Source organism: Rhodanobacter sp. C05, from assembly GCF_002001165.1.
Taxonomy (GTDB): domain Bacteria; phylum Pseudomonadota; class Gammaproteobacteria; order Xanthomonadales; family Rhodanobacteraceae; genus Rhodanobacter.
Genome location: NZ_MUNQ01000026.1, coordinates 50,506 through 66,121 on the forward strand (window position 1 = coordinate 50,506; position 15,616 = coordinate 66,121).

The window sequence follows — 15,616 nt, forward strand, 5'->3', positions numbered from 1 at the left end:
GAAGACTGCTGCAGCCCGACGTGCCGCTAACCCACCTTCTGCGGCACACCGAAGAACGCCTCGGCCTGATGCGCCGGCAAGGCGGCACCCAGGTGATTGCCCTGCAATTCGTCGCAGCCCATCCGGGCCAGAAAGGTGGCCTGTGCCGGCGTCTCCACGCCCTCGGCGGCCACCTCCATGTGCAGCTGGTGGGCGAGCTCGACGATGGTCTGGGCGATCGCACTGTCGTCGACATCGGTCGGCAGACCACGGACAAAGCTCTGGTCGATCTTGAGCTTGTCGATCGGAAACTGTTTCAGATAGGCCAGGCTGGAATAGCCGGTACCGAAATCATCCAGCGAAAGCCGGGCTCCCAGCAGCTTGAGCCCGGTCAGTGTGCGGCGGATTCGCGCGACGTTTTCCATCAACGCGCTCTCGGTCATCTCGATATCCAGCATGCTTGCTGGCACCGCATACCGATGCAGCGCCTCACTGACCTGCTCGACCAGATCGGGATGCTGCAGTTGCTGCGCCGAGACATTGACGGCCACGGTGAAGTCGCGATGTCCGCGATCCAGCCACGCACGCATCTGCCGGGCAGCGCGATCCAGCACCCATTCGCCGATCTCGGGCATCATGCCCAGCGCCTCGGCAATCGGAATGAAACGGCCCGGCGAGACCAGGCCAAGCTCCCGGCTGTTCCAGCGCAGCAACGCCTCGAAGCCGGTCAACGCACGATCAGCCGCGCCGTGCTGCGGTTGGAAGTAGAGCTCCAGCTCATCTTGCTGAATCGCATCGCGCAGATGGCGGCCCAGCAACAGCCGATCCTCGAGGTCGTGCATCTGTCCGATGGAGAATTCGCAGACCCGGTCGCGCCCCTCGCGTTTGGCCTGTGTCATCGCCGCTTCGGCGCTGCGCAGCAGGCTGCGCGCATTCTCGCCATGATCGGGCGAATGGCTGATACCGACGCTGGCGGTCAGCAACAGCCGGTAATCGCGACCCTCGATCGGTTCGGCAACAACCATGCGCAACTGCTCGGCCAGCTCCAGTGCCGCGTGCCGCGACAGGCCACGCGCAGCGACCACGAACTTGTCGCCGGCGATGCGTGCGATCTGCCCCTGTGCGCCCACCGCGGCCCGCAGCCGGCTGGCCAGACGCTGCAACACATCGTCACCGGTGATGTGACCTACCGACTCGTTGACTACCTGGAAGCGATCGAGGCCGACGATCAGCACCCATGCCGGCATGGCTGGATCCTGCAGCATCACGGCAAGCGCACGCTCCAGCATCAGGTGATGCGGCAAGCCGGTGACCGCATCGTGGCTGGAGGCATAGGCCAGTTCCTCCTCGGCGCGGCGGCGCTCGGTGATGTCGCGCGCCACGGCGTAGAGCATGCCGTCCGGGGCGGCAAACGAAACCCACTCCAGCAAGTGTTCGCTGCCGTCCCGGGACACGCAGCGGTTGACGAACTCATGTACCCGCGGCCCCGACCCGGTCATGACCGGCATCGGATCCGATGTACTTGCGCCCTCCTCCGGCCGCAGAAAGTCACGGTAGCTTTTCGATATCAACTCTTCGGCGTTGTAACCGGTCACGCGCGGCAGCGACGGATTGAACTGGATCAAGCGTTCGGTCTGCGGATCGAGGATGCAGAAAATTTCCAGCGACATTTCGAAGAAACGGTTGCGCTGGCGCAGGCGCTCGACCAGGCGATCGCTCTCGATCGCGATGCCGGTGATCGGCAGCATGCGATCAATACTCTGCAGTTCCTCCGGGCGCGGCTCACGCGATTCGCGGTAGTACACGGCGAACGTACCGAGCACTTCGCCGTGGCTGCCGAACACCGGAGTCGACCAGCATGCTTTCAGCCCATGGGCGAGCGCGATTTCCCGATAATTCTCCCAGTGCCGGTGCGTGGCGATATCCGCCACCACGACACGCTCGCAGCGCCACGCGGCGGTGCCACATGAGCCGTGCGACTCGCCGATCTCCAGTCCATTCACGGACTGGTTGTATGCATCGGGCAAGCTGGGCGCGGCGCCATGCAGTACGTGCCGGCCATCCTCGTCCAGCAGCAGCAGGGAGCACAGCGCGCCTGGATTCAGTGTCTCGTGCAGACATGCGATGCGTTGCAGACTTTCCGCGAGTGGCTGTTGTGCCGCGATCCCGACCAGGATTTCATGCTGGCCGGCAGCCATCTGCTCGGCCCGCTTGCGCTCGGTGATGTCCTGGCATGCACCCAGCATGCGGGTAGGCTGGCCTGTTTCGTCGACATCCACAGTGCCACGGCTGAACAGGGTGCGTTCGGTGCCATCCGCCCGCACGATGCGCTCCTCGAACTCGAACGGCTGCTGGTTCCGCAATGCCTGCTCGACGATCCCCTGCACGCGTGCCCGATCCAGCGGGTGCACCAGTGTCAGATAGGACTCGAATGTAGCTGCATGGTTCGCCGGTGCCGCACCATAGATGCGGTACAACTCAGCCGACCAGGTCACCCGATTGCCGACGATGTCCCATTCCCAGCTACCGGTGTGCGCAACCTGCTGGGCCTGATCGAGCATGCGCTGCTGTTGCTGCAACGCCTGCTCGGCCTGCTTGCGCTCGGTGATGTCGAGGAAATAGATGGTCAGGCCGTTGGCCGACGGGTAGATGCGGTTCTCGAACCAGCGATTGTGCGGCGGGTAGAACGCCTCGAGCAGGATCGGACGTTGCTCGGCCATTGCCTGCTCGCAGGCGCGGTGGAACGGCTGGTCGATGCCTTCGGGAAATTCCGTCCAGATGTGCTTGCCGATCAGCTCCTCGGCGCGGCGGCCGAAGAATTCGCAGGCTTTCGCATTCAGACAGGTACAACGCCAATCGCGATCCAGGGCCACGTACGCATCGGTGATGCGGTCGAATACCTGATGAAACTCCGACTCCTGCTGAGTGTGTTCCATGGAAGCACGCGATCCTGTCATGCGACGTGGCCAGGCGGCTTTGGCAGGTTAAGCCATGCCGCGCAAGGGCCGCAATGCGGATTTTTCCCAGGTGCACACGATGTCTGCGCAGACCCAAGGCATGCTGGAGGTTTGTGGAGCGGGGCTCGCGTATCCAAGGATAGTCTGAATAACCCGTCATCCCAGCGAAAGCTGGGGTCCAGGGCCGTCGCAAGTCACCAAAGACGCCGGATTCCAGCTTTCGCTGGAATGACGGCAAAGAATTATTCAGACCATCCCTAGCGCAGGCTCGACCGCCGCACCATCAGCTTCACCGGCAACACCTCGCTTTCCACTGACTCGCCGCGGATCAGGCTGAGCAGGCTGTCGACGAGAGTTTCGCCGGCCTGGCGGGTGTCCTGCAGGATCGTGGTCAACGGCGGATTGACGAAACTGGCCATGGCGATGTCATCGAAACCGGCCAGCGCAACATCCTGCGGTACGCGCAAGCCGTGATCGCTGAGCGCGTGCATCGCGCCGATCGCGATCAGGTCGCTGGCGGCGAACACTGCGTCGAAGCCGGTCTCGCGCATGATCAGCGCGCGCATCGCTTCATAACCGGAACGTTCGGTGCTCTCGGCGTTTTCCTGCAACGCGGGATCGACCTCCACGCCGGCCTGTTGCAACGCATCGGCATAGCCGCGGTAGCGCGCGAAGAATTCCGGATAATGGCTGGAGGCGTCGCCGAGAAAGGCGATGCGGCGGCAGCCACGCTCCAGCAGGTGTTCGGCCACGTCCTGACCGCCACGGAAGTTGTCACACCCGATCGAGACGCCGGGCTGATCGGGCAGCACCGCACCCCAGCGCACGAAACGGGTGCCTTGGGCGACCAGTTTTTCCAGCTTGTCGGTGTAGGCAAGATAATCGCCGTAGCCGAGCAGGATCAGCCCATCGGCCTTCTTGCTGTCGGCGAAATCGGCATGCCAGTCGCGCGAGAACTGCTGGAACGAGATCAGCAGATCGTAGCCCTGCAGCGCGCAGGCGCGGGTGATCGAGCCGAGCATCGACAGGAAGAACGGATTGATGTGCGACTCGTCGGCGGTGGGGTCCTCGAAGAACAGCAGCGCCAGCGTGCCGGTATGCATCCGGCGCAGGTTGGAGGCGTTCTTGTCGAGTTTGTAGTTCAGCTGTTCGGCGGCAGCTTCGATGCGCCGGCGGGTTTCCTCATTGACCAATGGACTGCCGCGCAGCGCGCGCGACACAGTGGCCTGCGAGACCCCGGCCAGATGGGCGATATCGATGGATGTGGATTTTCCCTTCATCTGCAGCCTGATCCGGATTCCGCTCAACGGGCGGCGAAACGCTACCCGTTGAGCGGAATCCTAGCTGCTTTGCGCGCCGCCTGTCGTATCCGGCCCGATGCGGCCGATGCGGGGGCAACCCGGTGGTGTCATTGAGGCAGTTGCCGGGAGGAATTCGCGATTGACGGCGCTCAGGCGCGCATGTCTTCCAGCTCGACCCCCTTGGTTTCGCGTACCGCGTACAGCACGAACAGCAGCGACAACAGGGCGAAGCCGGCGTAGAGGCCGTAGGCGAACGTGAGGCCGATTTCGGCCAGCGCCGGGAAGCTGCTGGTGATCGCGAAGTTCGCCAGCCACTGCGCTGCAGCGGCCACGGCCAGCGCGGTCGCGCGGATCCGGTTCGGGAACATCTCGCCCAGCAGCACCCACACCACCGGACCCCAGCTCACTCCGAAGAACACCACGTAGGCATTCGCCGCGACCAGCGCGACGATGCCGGTGGCACCTGGCAGGCTGAGCGTGGCACCGCTGCCGGTAGCCTGCGAGAAGCACCAGGCCATGAGCCCCAAGGTGATCGCCATGCCGGCCGAGCCGACCACCAGCAGCGGCTTGCGGCCGATCCTGTCGACCAGCGCGATCGCCACCAGGGTCACCAGCACGTTGACCACCGAGGTGACGACGGTGATCGTGAACGAATCCGCCTCGCTGAAGCCCACCGAATGCCACAGAGTAGACGAGTAATAGAAGATCACGTTGATGCCGACGAACTGCTGGAACACCGACAGCAGGATGCCGATCCACACCACCGGCAGCAGACCCGCGGCCTTGCCGAGCAGGTCGCTCAGGCGCGGCTGATGTTCCGAACGCAGGCTGTCCTCGATGTCGTGCAGCTTGCTGTCCAGCGCGGCGTCGCTATGCATGTTCAACACCTGGCGCAGCACGTCCCTGGCTTCGGCCAGACGACCCTTGGCCACCAGATAGCGCGGCGACTCCGGCACACCCAGCACCAGGGTGCCGTAGATCAGGGCCGGCAGCACCGCCGCCAGGAACATCCAGCGCCAGGCGCCCAGCCCGAACCACAGCGCATGCGACGCACCGCCAGCCGAACCGGCCAGCCACGCGTCACTGAGCAGGGCCGCGAAGATACCCAGCACGATCGCCAGCTGTTGCATCGAACCGAGCCGGCCGCGGATATACGCGGGCGATACTTCGGCGATATAGGTCGGCGCGATCACCGAGGCCACGCCGACGCCGATGCCACCGACCAGTCGCCACAGGATCAGCTGCCACACGGCACCCGCCAGTCCCGAACCCAGCGCGCTGGCCACCAGCAGCACGGCCGCCACCTGCATGGTGCGCACGCGACCCCAGCGGTTCGCCAGCATGCCGGCATACCACGCGCCCAACGCCGAACCGAGCAAGGCGCACGACACCGCAAAACCGGTCTGTGCAGCATCCAGCGTAAAAGCGCCACGGATCGCATCGACCGCGCCGTTGATCACCGCCGTGTCGAAGCCGAACAGGAAGCCGCCCAGCGCCGCTGCCGCCGAGATCAACACCACCCGTGTGGTGGCGTGCTGGCCCGATCCATCTGTCGCGTCCATTGTGCTCATCGCGTCTCCCCAACGTTCATGGCATCAAATAATTGTGGACCGAGTCTGCACCGCAGTCCCCGTCGTGTCCGGCTGAATACGTATGCAGCAACTAGTGCTGCAGTGCACCCAGATGCTCGAGCATGCCACGCGCCAGCTCGGGTTCGGCCAACACCACCAGATCGGCGCCCTGCTGCTGCAGGTGTGCCATGCAGGCATCGGAATCGGCGCGGGCAATGATCTGCAGTTGCGGATTGGCCAGCCGCGCGACCCGCACCACTTCGCCACTCTCGAACGCATCGGGCACGGTCACCACCAGCGCACGCGCCTGGGTGAGGTTGGCTGCTTCCAGCACATCGTCCCGTGCCGCGTTGCCGACGATCGTCTCGATGCCTTGCTGGCGCAGCATCGCGACCCGCTCCTTTTCCTCTTCCAGCACCAGTACGGCATGACCCTGACCGTGCAACGCCTCGCCAACCAGCTGCCCGACCTGACCATAGCCGGCCACCACCACATGCCCGCTCAGCGCGCTGGTGACGAGGATCTCGGGCGCCGGTTCGATACTCGCGGGTACAACCGCGTCGCCGAGCTGGCGTGCCTCGCGCGCATCCAGCCACGGCTTGGCGCGATCGAGCAGCTTGAACAGCAGCGGGTTGATCAGGATCGAAAGGATCGCGGCGGCCAGCAGCACGTCCTGCGCTTCTTTCGACACCAGGTTCTGCGCCACGCCCACGCCGATCAGGATGAACGAGAACTCGCCGATCTGCGCCAGGCTGGTGGCAATCGTCAGCGCGGTGCGCAATGGCCGTCCAAACGCCAGCACGATGCCGAACGCCGCCAGCGACTTGCCGATCACGATGATCGACAGCGCCGCCAGCACCACCAGCGGCTCGGTCAGCACCACGTGATAGTTGAACAACATGCCGATCGAGACGAAGAACAGCACGGCGAACGCATCGCGCAGCGGCAGGGTTTCCTCGGTGGCGCGCTGGGCCAGCTTCGACTCGCCCATCATCATGCCGGCGAAGAACGCACCCAGCTCGAACGACACCCCGAACAGGCCCGCCGCACCGAACGCGACGCCGAGCGCGATCGCCAGCACGGCAAGGCGGAACAGTTCGCGCGAACCGGTGTGCGCGACGACCTTGAGGATCCACGGGATCAGTCGCTTGCCGACCACCAGCATCATCGCCACGAACAGCACCACCTTGCCGATGGTCAGCGCGACGGTGCCGGCGATCGCCCCGAACGACAAGGTGACACCGCCCTGCTCGCCGCCACCCAGTGCCAGTCCGATCGCCGGCAGCAGCACCAGCGCCAGCACCATCGCCAGATCCTCGACGATCAGCCAGCCGATCGCGATGCGGCCGCGCTCGGTTTCCATCAGGCGGCGTTCCTCCATCGCGCGCAGCAAGACCACGGTGCTGGCCACCGACAGTGCCAGGCCAAACACGAAGCCCTGCGCAAACGGCCAGCCAAGGCCCCAGCCAAGCAGCATGCCGAGCACGGTGGCCACCGCCATCTGGCCGAGCGCACCCGGGATCGCAATGTTCTTGACCGAGAGCAGATCCTTCAGCGAGAAATGCAGGCCGACGCCGAACATCAGCAGCACTACGCCCATCTCGGCCAGTTGGTGCGCGAGATGGCCATCGGCGACATAGCCCGGCGTAAACGGCCCGACCACCACACCGGCCATCAGGTAACCGGCCAGCGGCGGCAGCCTCAGCTTGTGCGCGATGGCGGCAAAGACGAAGGCCAGCACGATGCCGCTGACGATGGTGGCAATGAGCGGGGCGTCGTGCATGCGCGATCCTTTCGACATGAAGTGCGGAGTGTGCACCGCCGTCCGATGCCGGCATGCATTCGCAATATCCTTCAGTTGTAAGGGCTTCGATGACCGGCACAAGCGCGTACACGCAGATCGATCGCTTATTCCTGCGCGTTGATCACCGCCAGGAAATCCCGGCCATAGCGCTTGAGCTTGGCTTCACCCACGCCGCTGATGGTGGCGAGCTCGTCCTCGTTCGCCGGCAACGCGCGCAGCATCGCCAGCAAGGTGGCATCGTGGAACACCACGTATGGCGGTACGCCCTGCTGCTTGGCCAGCTGCGTGCGCAGGGCACGCAACTCGTCCCACATCGACTGCTCATAGGCCTCGATGCCGAGGCTGCCGCCAGTCACGAGCTTGCTGTCGCGGCGACGACGACTGCGAGGTTCCGGAAGAGCATCCTCACGCAGCTTCACCGGCTGGTTGCCGCTGAGCACCACACGGCTGGCGGCAGTCAGCCGCAGCGTGCCGTAGCCTTCGGCGTCGGCCTCCAGCAGGCCGGCCGCGAGCAGCTGGCGGAACACCGAGCGCCACTGCTTCTCGTCCATCTCGACGCCGATGCCGAACGTACTGAGCTGATGATGATGCAGGCTGAGTACGCGTTCGGTTTCCTCGCCGCGCAGGATGTCGATCACGTGGCCGGAACCGAAGCGCTGACCACTGCGATACACAGCCGACAGCGCCTTCTGCGCGGGCACGGTGGCATCCCAGGTTTTCGGTGGCGCGATGCAGTTGTCGCAATGGCCACACGGGCCGGGATAGCTTTCACCGAATGTGCCCAGCAACAGCTGGCGGCGACAACCGGTGGCTTCGGCATAGGCCAGCAACGATTCCAGCTTCTGCCGCTCGACCCGCTTGCGCTCGTCGGCCGATTCGGACTGCGCAATCATCTGGCTCATCGTCACCACGTCGGACAGACCGTAGATCATCCATGCCTCGGCCGGCAGGCTGTCGCGACCGGCACGACCGGTTTCCTGGTAATAGCCCTCGATGCTGCGCGGCAGATCCAGATGCGCGACGAAGCGCACGTCGGGCTTGTCGATGCCCATGCCGAACGCGACGGTGGCGACCATCACCACACCGTCCTCGCGCAGGAAACGCTGCTGGTTTTTCGCGCGGGTCGCCGCATCGAGACCCGCGTGATACGGCAGCGCCTCAACGCCCATTTCAGCCAGCCACTCGGCGGTGTCGTCCACCTTCTTGCGGCTGAGGCAGTACACGATGCCGGATTCGCCCTCGTGCCCCTGCAGAAATTCGGTGAGCTGGCGCTTCGCGTTGTGGCGCAGGCCGACCCGGTAACCGATGTTCGGCCGGTCGAAACTGGAAACGAACTGGCGTGCCTGCTGCAGCGACAGGCGCTCGACGATTTCCTCGCGTGTGCGCGGATCGGCAGTGGCAGTGAGCGCGATCCGCGGCACCTCGGGGAAGCGCTGGTGCAGGATCGCCAGCTCGCGATACTCCGGACGAAAATCATGGCCCCACTGCGACACGCAGTGCGCCTCGTCGATCGCGAACAGCGCCACCTCGGTGCGTTCCAGCTGGCCGAGGAAACGCCCGGTCAGCAACCGCTCCGGCGCTACGTAGAGCAAGTTCAATTCACCGGCCAACAGTTGCCGTTCGACCTCGCGCTGCTCATCCGCGCCAAGACTCGAATTGAGATAGGCGGCAGATACACCGGCTTCGCGCAGCGCGTCGACCTGATCCTGCATCAAGGCGATCAGCGGCGACACCACGATGCCGGTGCCCTGCCGCAGCAGCGCGGGAATCTGGTAGCACAGCGACTTGCCGCCACCGGTCGGCATCAGCACCAGCGCGTCGCCACCTTCGCTCAGGTGCTCGACGACGGCCTGTTGCTGGCCGCGGAAACTGGGATAACCGAAAACGCTTTGGAGCAGGTCGAGGGCAGAGGCATTCATCGGCAACATGGTAACAAACCGAGCCACCTGACCCTACGGCAAAACCTGCTGCGGATCGTCAGAGCCGCCACCATTCAGGCGTCCGGCATGCCCCACAACGCATGGTCGAGATCACCGTCCAGTCCGAACCGCGACAATGGTACGCGGCCGTTCTTCACTTCGACGCCTTCGGCCCGCAACAACCGGGACTGCTCGCGAAAGCCACGGCTGCCCGGAGGCATCGCGATGTGTCCGCTGGAACGCAGCACGCGATACCACGGCAGCTGCATGCCATCAGGAACTTCCCCGAGCAGCTTGCCGACCAGCCGCGCCCTTCCCGGCAGGCCGGCGCGAGCAGCGATGGCGCCATAACTGGCGACGCGACCGGACGGAATCGCGGCAATGGCGGCGTAGATACGGCCGGCAGCATCATTCATGCGGATTGACTCGGACGGATTCATTCGAACTTGAGGCGACGCGGGCAGGCATACGTGGCAGAGTAGCAGCGCCTCTCGCCAGCGGAAGTCGCACCATGCGCCACTTCGAAGCCGTGCGTTCCCATATCGGCAGCCAGCACGAGCTGCGCCACAACGATCCGTATCTGATCAGTTTCGATCTGAAGCTGACGCATGGCCGCCATCAAGGCATCTATCTGGCCGAACTCGAGGATGAGTCGGGGCGGCGCTATCTGCGCATCTCCACCCCGATCGGTCCATTGGCCGGCACCGATCCGAGCCGCTGTCTGCGCTTCAACTGGCAGCAGCGCACCGGTTTTCTCGCGGTCGCCGATCTGGATGGCTCACCCTATCTGCATCTGTGCGAAAACCGTCCGTACGAGTTTCTCGACCGCGCGGAGTTGCAGCGGGTGGTGGATGAACTCGGTGTGCTCGGCGACCAACTGGAGCAGATCGTCGTCAATGGCGGCGATGCACTCTGAGAGTCATCACAAGCCCGTCGTAATGAGCCGCACCAACCCGTAGGCCAGCAGCGCAGTGACCGGCAGGGTCAGGATCCACGCCCAGACCATGCGCTCCACCACCGACCAGCGGATCGAGTTGAATCGTTTGGCCGCGCCCACGCCCATGATCGAGGCCGACACGTTGTGCGTGGTCGACACCGGGATGCCGAACGCCGAGGCGGTGAGGATGACGATCGCGGAGCTGGTTTCGGCGGCGAAACCGTTGATCGGATGCAGCTTGACCATCTTGTGGCCCAACGTCTTGATGATGCGCCAGCCGCCACCAGCCGTACCGCCAGCCATGGTCAGTGCGCAGACCACCTTCACCCAGACCGGGATGACGAAGCCGCCCGCGGTGTTCTCGGCGATTTTCAGGAACCCCAGCCATTGCGGCAGCTGGTCGAACTGATGCGCCGCGGTGCCGCCGGCCAGTGCCAGCGCGATGATGCCCATGCTCTTCTGCGCATCGTTCATGCCGTGCGCCACGCCCATCGCGGTGGCCGAGACAATCTGCGCCCTGCCGAAAAAGCTGTTGACGAACGGCGTGCGTCCAAACCGGCGCAACCAACCCTGCCGGTTGGCAAACCAGGCCAGCAGCGCATACAACGCGCCCATCAACGCAAAGCTGATGATGAAACCGCCCAGCGGCGACAGCACCATCGGGATGATCACCTTGGGGATCACGCCATGCCCGGTGATCCAGTTGCCCTGCACCCAGATCACTGAGGCGAAATTGTTGCTGGACGCGGCCAGTGCGGCACCGACCAGCGAGCCGACCAGCGCGTGGCTGGAGCTGGACGGCAAGCCCAGCCACCAGGTGATCAGGTTCCACACGATAGCCGCCAGCAAGGCACAGATCACCAGCTGCGGGCCCACATCGATCACGCCGGTGTTGATCAGCCCCGAAGCAATCGTGGCCGCCACGGCGGTACCCAGCAGCGCACCGAACAGGTTGGTCACAGCCGCCAGCAATACCGCCTGGCCCGGCGTGAGCACCTTGGTCGCCACTACCGTGGCAATCGAATTGGCGGTGTCGTGGAAGCCATTGATATAGGTAAAGCCCAGTGCGATCAGCACTTCCGCCACGACCAGACTGAGACTCATGCGAAGTCTCCGGCGGCGACGAATTCAACCCGAGAGAGTGTCCGTGTCACGACCGGGCAACACGCGAGGGAGAGGATCACGGCAGGTCCTCAGGAATTCTTCAGCACGATCGAATAGACGATGTTGCCGACGTCGCGGCACTTGTCGATTGCCTTCTCGATCAGCTCGAACAGGTCCTTTGCCAGCACCGCACGCATCACATCGCCGCCCTCGACATACAGCGTGCGGTACGGCGACAGCAGCATGCGATCACCTTCCGACTCCAGTGCCTGCAGGCGATCCTGCAGTTTCTTCACCGGGTCGATGCGCAGGCCGCGGCGCAGTTCGCCGATCATTTCGGCGACCACTTCGCTGGAACGCTCCAGCACCAGCGCACGCTGGGCGAAATCCACCCCGTCGAGGCGCGCAGCCACGATCTCGTAGCGTTCGGCGAATTTCTCGATCGTCTTGGGGATCTTGTACAGCGCGGAATTCAGCGCCTCGATGTCCTCGCGGTCGAGCGCCGTCACAAAGGTGTTCACCAGCCCCTCGCTGATCTGCGCCGCCAGCTCCTTCTCGCGGGCACGGGTGGCGGTAAAGGCGGCCATCACCGAACCCTGGCCGGGCTTGGCCAGCAGTTCATGCAGGGCTTTGGCGCTCTCGCAGACAGTGGCCGCGCTCTGTTCGAGCAAGCCGTAGAACTTGTCGCCTTTGCCAAAAATCGTCTGCAGTGAAAACATGTGAGCCATGCCTGATGGAACGGGATGACAGGCATGTTACAGGACTGCCGTGCTGCCCCGCACCACTGCGGCGATGCAGCGCGGATGTGAAGTGGAGGCCCGGCTGCCTTTACACTGCAGCCCATGGCCCACCTATCATTGCCGCGATGCTGACCGAAATCGCACTCGTCCTCGTCCTGGCCCTGTGCAACGGCTTCTTCGCGCTTTCCGAGATGGCGCTGGTCGCCTCGCGCAAGAGCCGGCTCAAGCAGATGGCGAAAACCAGCCGTCGCGCCGCGCTGGCGCTGCGCCATGCCGAGGCGCCGGAGCACTTCCTGTCCACCGTGCAGGTCGGCATCACCCTGCTGATGCTGGTCACCGGCGCGATCGCCGGCGACGCGCTGGGCGGTCGCATCGCCGACGCACTGCAAGGCGAGCCGGTGGCATGGCTGACGCCGTATACGCGGATCCTGGGCATCGCGCTCGGTTTCGTGCTGATCTCGTTCATCCAGATCGTGATCGGCGAACTGGTGCCGAAGCGACTGGCCCTGTCGGCGCCGGAGCGGTTCTCGACATACGCGGCGATTCCGATGCTGGTGCTGTCGCGGCTGACCGCGCCGTTCGTATGGCTGCTGAACGTATCGAGCAACCTGCTGCTGCGGCTGCTGCGGGTCAACCAGCACGGTCAGGGCGTGGTCACCGAGGAGGAGATCCGCCTGCTGGTGGCCGAAAGCGCCGAACAGGGCGTGCTCGACCAGGACGAGCACAACATGGTCAACCGCGTGTTGCGCCTGGGCGACCGCACGGTGGACAGCGTGATGACCCCGCGCATGCGCATCGCCTGGCTGGACATGGCCGCCAGCCGCGAGGAGAACATCGAGGTGCTGCGCGAAACCCCGTACTCGCGTTACCCGGTCTACCGTGGTGACGAGAGCGACGTGGTCGGCGTGGTCGAGGTCAAGCGCCTGCTGCACAGTTTTGCCGAGGGCAAGCCGGAGCTGTTCGACCACCTGTCCAAACCGTTGTTCGTGCCTGCGACCGCACGTGCATTGGATCTGCTGGAAGAATTTCGCGATGCCGAAACGCCGCTGGCTCTGGTGGTCGACGAATACGGCGACATCGAGGGCGTGGTCACCGTCAACGACCTGCTGGCGGCGGTGGTCGGCGCCAGCCAGATCGGCCACAGCGGCGACGCCGAGGATGCCCCGATCGTGCAGCGCGCGGACGGCAGCTGGCTGATCGACGGCAGCCTGTCCACCGACGACCTGCGCGAACTGCTGCACGTCGGCGAGTTGCCTGGCGAGCAGGAGCACGATTTCCGCACCGTCGCTGGCATGGTGATGACCGCGCTCGGCCATATCCCACAAACCGGCGAAGTGTTCGCCTGGCATGGCATCCGCTTCGAGGTGGTCGACCTCGACGGCGCACGCATCGACAAGCTGCTGGTCACCCCCGCACCGTCGCTGGAGCCGTCGGACGACGAGCAGTAGTTGAGCAATAACTCCTCCCACTGCTTGCAGGGGGAGGCTGGGAGGGGGTTGTCCGGATTTACGGGAAAGATCAAAAGCCCCCTCCCTAAACCCTCCCCTGCGTGCAGGGGAGGGAATCATCGCCGAGGCTACTTGTTGCCCTTCGCCAACCCCGCCATCCGCTGCGCATCGGCCAGGATGCCGTGTAGCACGCGCAGCTCGCGCTCGTCCGGCTGCGCGCGCTGGAACAGCTTGCGCAGGCGCAGCATGATCGTGGTGGGTTCGCGGCCCTTGTGGAATTCGATGTCGTCCAGCGTCTGTGCCAGATGCCGGTAGAACTGCTCCATCTGTGCAGCATCCGCAGGCGGCTCCTCGCGCACCGGCGCGGATGCCGGCACCGCATCGCCAAGCATCGCCACGCGCAACTCGTAGGCCATCACCTGCACCGCCTGCGACAGGTTGAGCGAGCTGAAATCGTCCACGCTGGGAATCCGCACCATCGCATGGCAGCGCGCCAGCTCGTCGTTCTCCAGCCCGGTGCGCTCGTTGCCGAACACCAACGCCACCTGCTCGCCACGTGCAACCGCAGCCAGCGCCTGCTGCGCGGCTTCGCGCGGCGAGATTTCCGGCAAGGTCACGCCGCGCCGGCGCGCCGACAGGCCCAGTGCGAGGCTGTTGCCGGCCAGGCTGTCGACCAGCTCGGCATGGATACCCGCGTTGGCCAACACCTCATCCGCACCGGCGGCCAGCGCATTCGCCTCGCGATCGGGGAATCGTGCGGGCGCCACCAGCTCCATCCGCTCGAAACCCATCGTGCGGATCGCCCGCGCCGCACTGCCGATATTGCCCGGATGCGAGGTACGCACCAGCACGTAGCGGATGCGGGCGGTAAGGTCTTGGAGGTCGGTCATGCGATGCTGGCTGAGTGGTAAACAAGTGGGCAAGGATAGTGGACACGGGGCGTCTGCGGCCCGGTCCGGTCCCGGCTCTGCTAGAATCGCCGGCCGCAACCCCGCTCTTTTGCAAAGTCGAAGCCATGCCCAGACCCCACGTTACGATCGCGGCGCGCGCCGCGCGTTCTGCAGGCAACGTGATCCTGCGCTACATGAACCGCATCGACGGCCTCAACATCGTCGAGAAGCAGCAGCTGGACTTCGTCTCCGAGGTCGACAAGCTGGCCGAGGCGGAGATCATCAAGGAACTGCGCCGCGCCTATCCCGACCACGCGATCCTCGCCGAGGAAAGCGGCGCGACCGGCAAGGGCCCGCTGACCTGGGTGATCGACCCGCTCGACGGCACTCATAACTACCTGCGCGGCATCCCGCACTTCAGCGTATCCATCGCGCTGCTGGAAAAGGGTGTGCCGATCCACGCCGTGGTGTTCGACCCGCTGCGCGACGAGCTGTACACCGCCAGCAAGGGCGATGGCGCCTACATCAACGACCGCCGCATGCGCGTATCGAAGCGCGAAAATCTCGGCGGCGCGATGATCGCCACCGGCTTCCCGTTCCGTCAGCGCGAGCACCTCACCGCGCAGCTCGACATGACCCGCGCGATCCTCGGCCAGGCCGAAGACATCCGTCGCTCCGGCTCCGCCGCACTCGACCTGGCCTATGTCGCCGCCGGTCGTTATGACGGCTATTTCGAGATTGGCCTGAAGCCGTGGGACATGGCTGCCGGCGTATTGCTGGTACACGAAGCCGGCGGCCGCTATTGCGATTTCGCCGGCCGCGACGGCATCCCCGCCAGCGGCAACATCATCGCCGGCAACCTCAATGTGGCGAAGGCGATGGTCGATGCGATCGGGCAGCAGGCGACACCGGCGCTGCTGAAGGCCTGAGCACTCTCGATCTGTTGCACGAGCAAGGGCGCCTTTG

At 64.8% G+C, this 15,616-nt stretch carries 12 protein-coding genes; 3 read left to right on the forward strand and 9 right to left on the reverse strand.

Annotated elements, in window-relative coordinates:
• Positions 1-26 precede the first annotated feature (26 nt).
• The 6 genes from B0E51_RS18020 to B0E51_RS18045 all read right to left on the reverse strand — a co-directional run bounded on the left by B0E51_RS18020 (position 27) and on the right by B0E51_RS18045 (position 9,947).
• Complete coding sequence (locus B0E51_RS18020; RefSeq protein WP_077446271.1) at positions 27-2,915, reverse strand: EAL domain-containing protein; 2,889 nt, start codon at positions 2,913-2,915, stop codon at positions 27-29.
• Positions 2,916-3,193: 278 nt separating this feature from the next.
• Positions 3,194-4,222: a LacI family DNA-binding transcriptional regulator gene (locus tag B0E51_RS18025; protein WP_254424579.1), complete on the reverse strand. Its 1,029-nt coding sequence runs from the start codon at positions 4,220-4,222 to the stop codon at positions 3,194-3,196.
• Between the two features lie 164 nt (positions 4,223-4,386).
• Complete coding sequence (locus B0E51_RS18030) at positions 4,387-5,808, reverse strand: sugar porter family MFS transporter (RefSeq protein ID WP_077446273.1); 1,422 nt, start codon at positions 5,806-5,808, stop codon at positions 4,387-4,389.
• A 91-nt stretch (positions 5,809-5,899) separates the two neighbouring features.
• Positions 5,900-7,591, reverse strand: a complete 1,692-nt coding sequence (gene ybaL / locus B0E51_RS18035; protein WP_143526009.1) for a YbaL family putative K(+) efflux transporter — start codon at positions 7,589-7,591, stop codon at positions 5,900-5,902.
• A gap of 125 nt (positions 7,592-7,716) precedes the next feature.
• Complete coding sequence (recQ, locus tag B0E51_RS18040; protein WP_077446427.1) at positions 7,717-9,531, reverse strand: DNA helicase RecQ; 1,815 nt, start codon at positions 9,529-9,531, stop codon at positions 7,717-7,719.
• 74 nt (positions 9,532-9,605) lie between these two features.
• A complete protein-coding gene (locus B0E51_RS18045; RefSeq protein WP_077446275.1) occupies positions 9,606-9,947 on the reverse strand; it encodes an MGMT family protein in 342 nt (113 codons plus the stop codon).
• 95 nt (positions 9,948-10,042) lie between these two features.
• Between B0E51_RS18045 and B0E51_RS18050 the strand changes: the two genes are divergently transcribed.
• Complete coding sequence (locus B0E51_RS18050; protein ID WP_077446276.1) at positions 10,043-10,447, forward strand: hypothetical protein; 405 nt, start codon at positions 10,043-10,045, stop codon at positions 10,445-10,447.
• Positions 10,448-10,453: 6 nt separating this feature from the next.
• On the opposite strand, the gene B0E51_RS18055 is transcribed toward B0E51_RS18050, so the two are convergent.
• On the reverse strand, positions 10,454-11,572 hold the full coding sequence (locus tag B0E51_RS18055) for an inorganic phosphate transporter (protein ID WP_077446277.1): 1,119 nt from the start codon (positions 11,570-11,572) through the stop codon (positions 10,454-10,456).
• 89 nt (positions 11,573-11,661) lie between these two features.
• The gene (locus B0E51_RS18060) at positions 11,662-12,291 is read right to left on the reverse strand and encodes a pit accessory protein (RefSeq protein WP_077446278.1); all 630 of its coding nucleotides are present in this window, start codon (positions 12,289-12,291) and stop codon (positions 11,662-11,664) included.
• 146 nt (positions 12,292-12,437) lie between these two features.
• Between B0E51_RS18060 and B0E51_RS18065 the strand changes: the two genes are divergently transcribed.
• Positions 12,438-13,760, forward strand: coding sequence for a hemolysin family protein (locus tag B0E51_RS18065; protein ID WP_077446279.1), 1,323 nt, complete (start codon positions 12,438-12,440; stop codon positions 13,758-13,760).
• Positions 13,761-13,888: 128 nt separating this feature from the next.
• On the opposite strand, the gene B0E51_RS18070 is transcribed toward B0E51_RS18065, so the two are convergent.
• Positions 13,889-14,650: an RNA methyltransferase gene (locus B0E51_RS18070; protein ID WP_077446280.1), complete on the reverse strand. Its 762-nt coding sequence runs from the start codon at positions 14,648-14,650 to the stop codon at positions 13,889-13,891.
• A 125-nt stretch (positions 14,651-14,775) separates the two neighbouring features.
• Between B0E51_RS18070 and B0E51_RS18075 the strand changes: the two genes are divergently transcribed.
• Positions 14,776-15,579: an inositol monophosphatase family protein gene (locus tag B0E51_RS18075; RefSeq protein ID WP_077446281.1), complete on the forward strand. Its 804-nt coding sequence runs from the start codon at positions 14,776-14,778 to the stop codon at positions 15,577-15,579.
• The last annotated feature ends 37 nt before the right edge of the window (positions 15,580-15,616 follow it).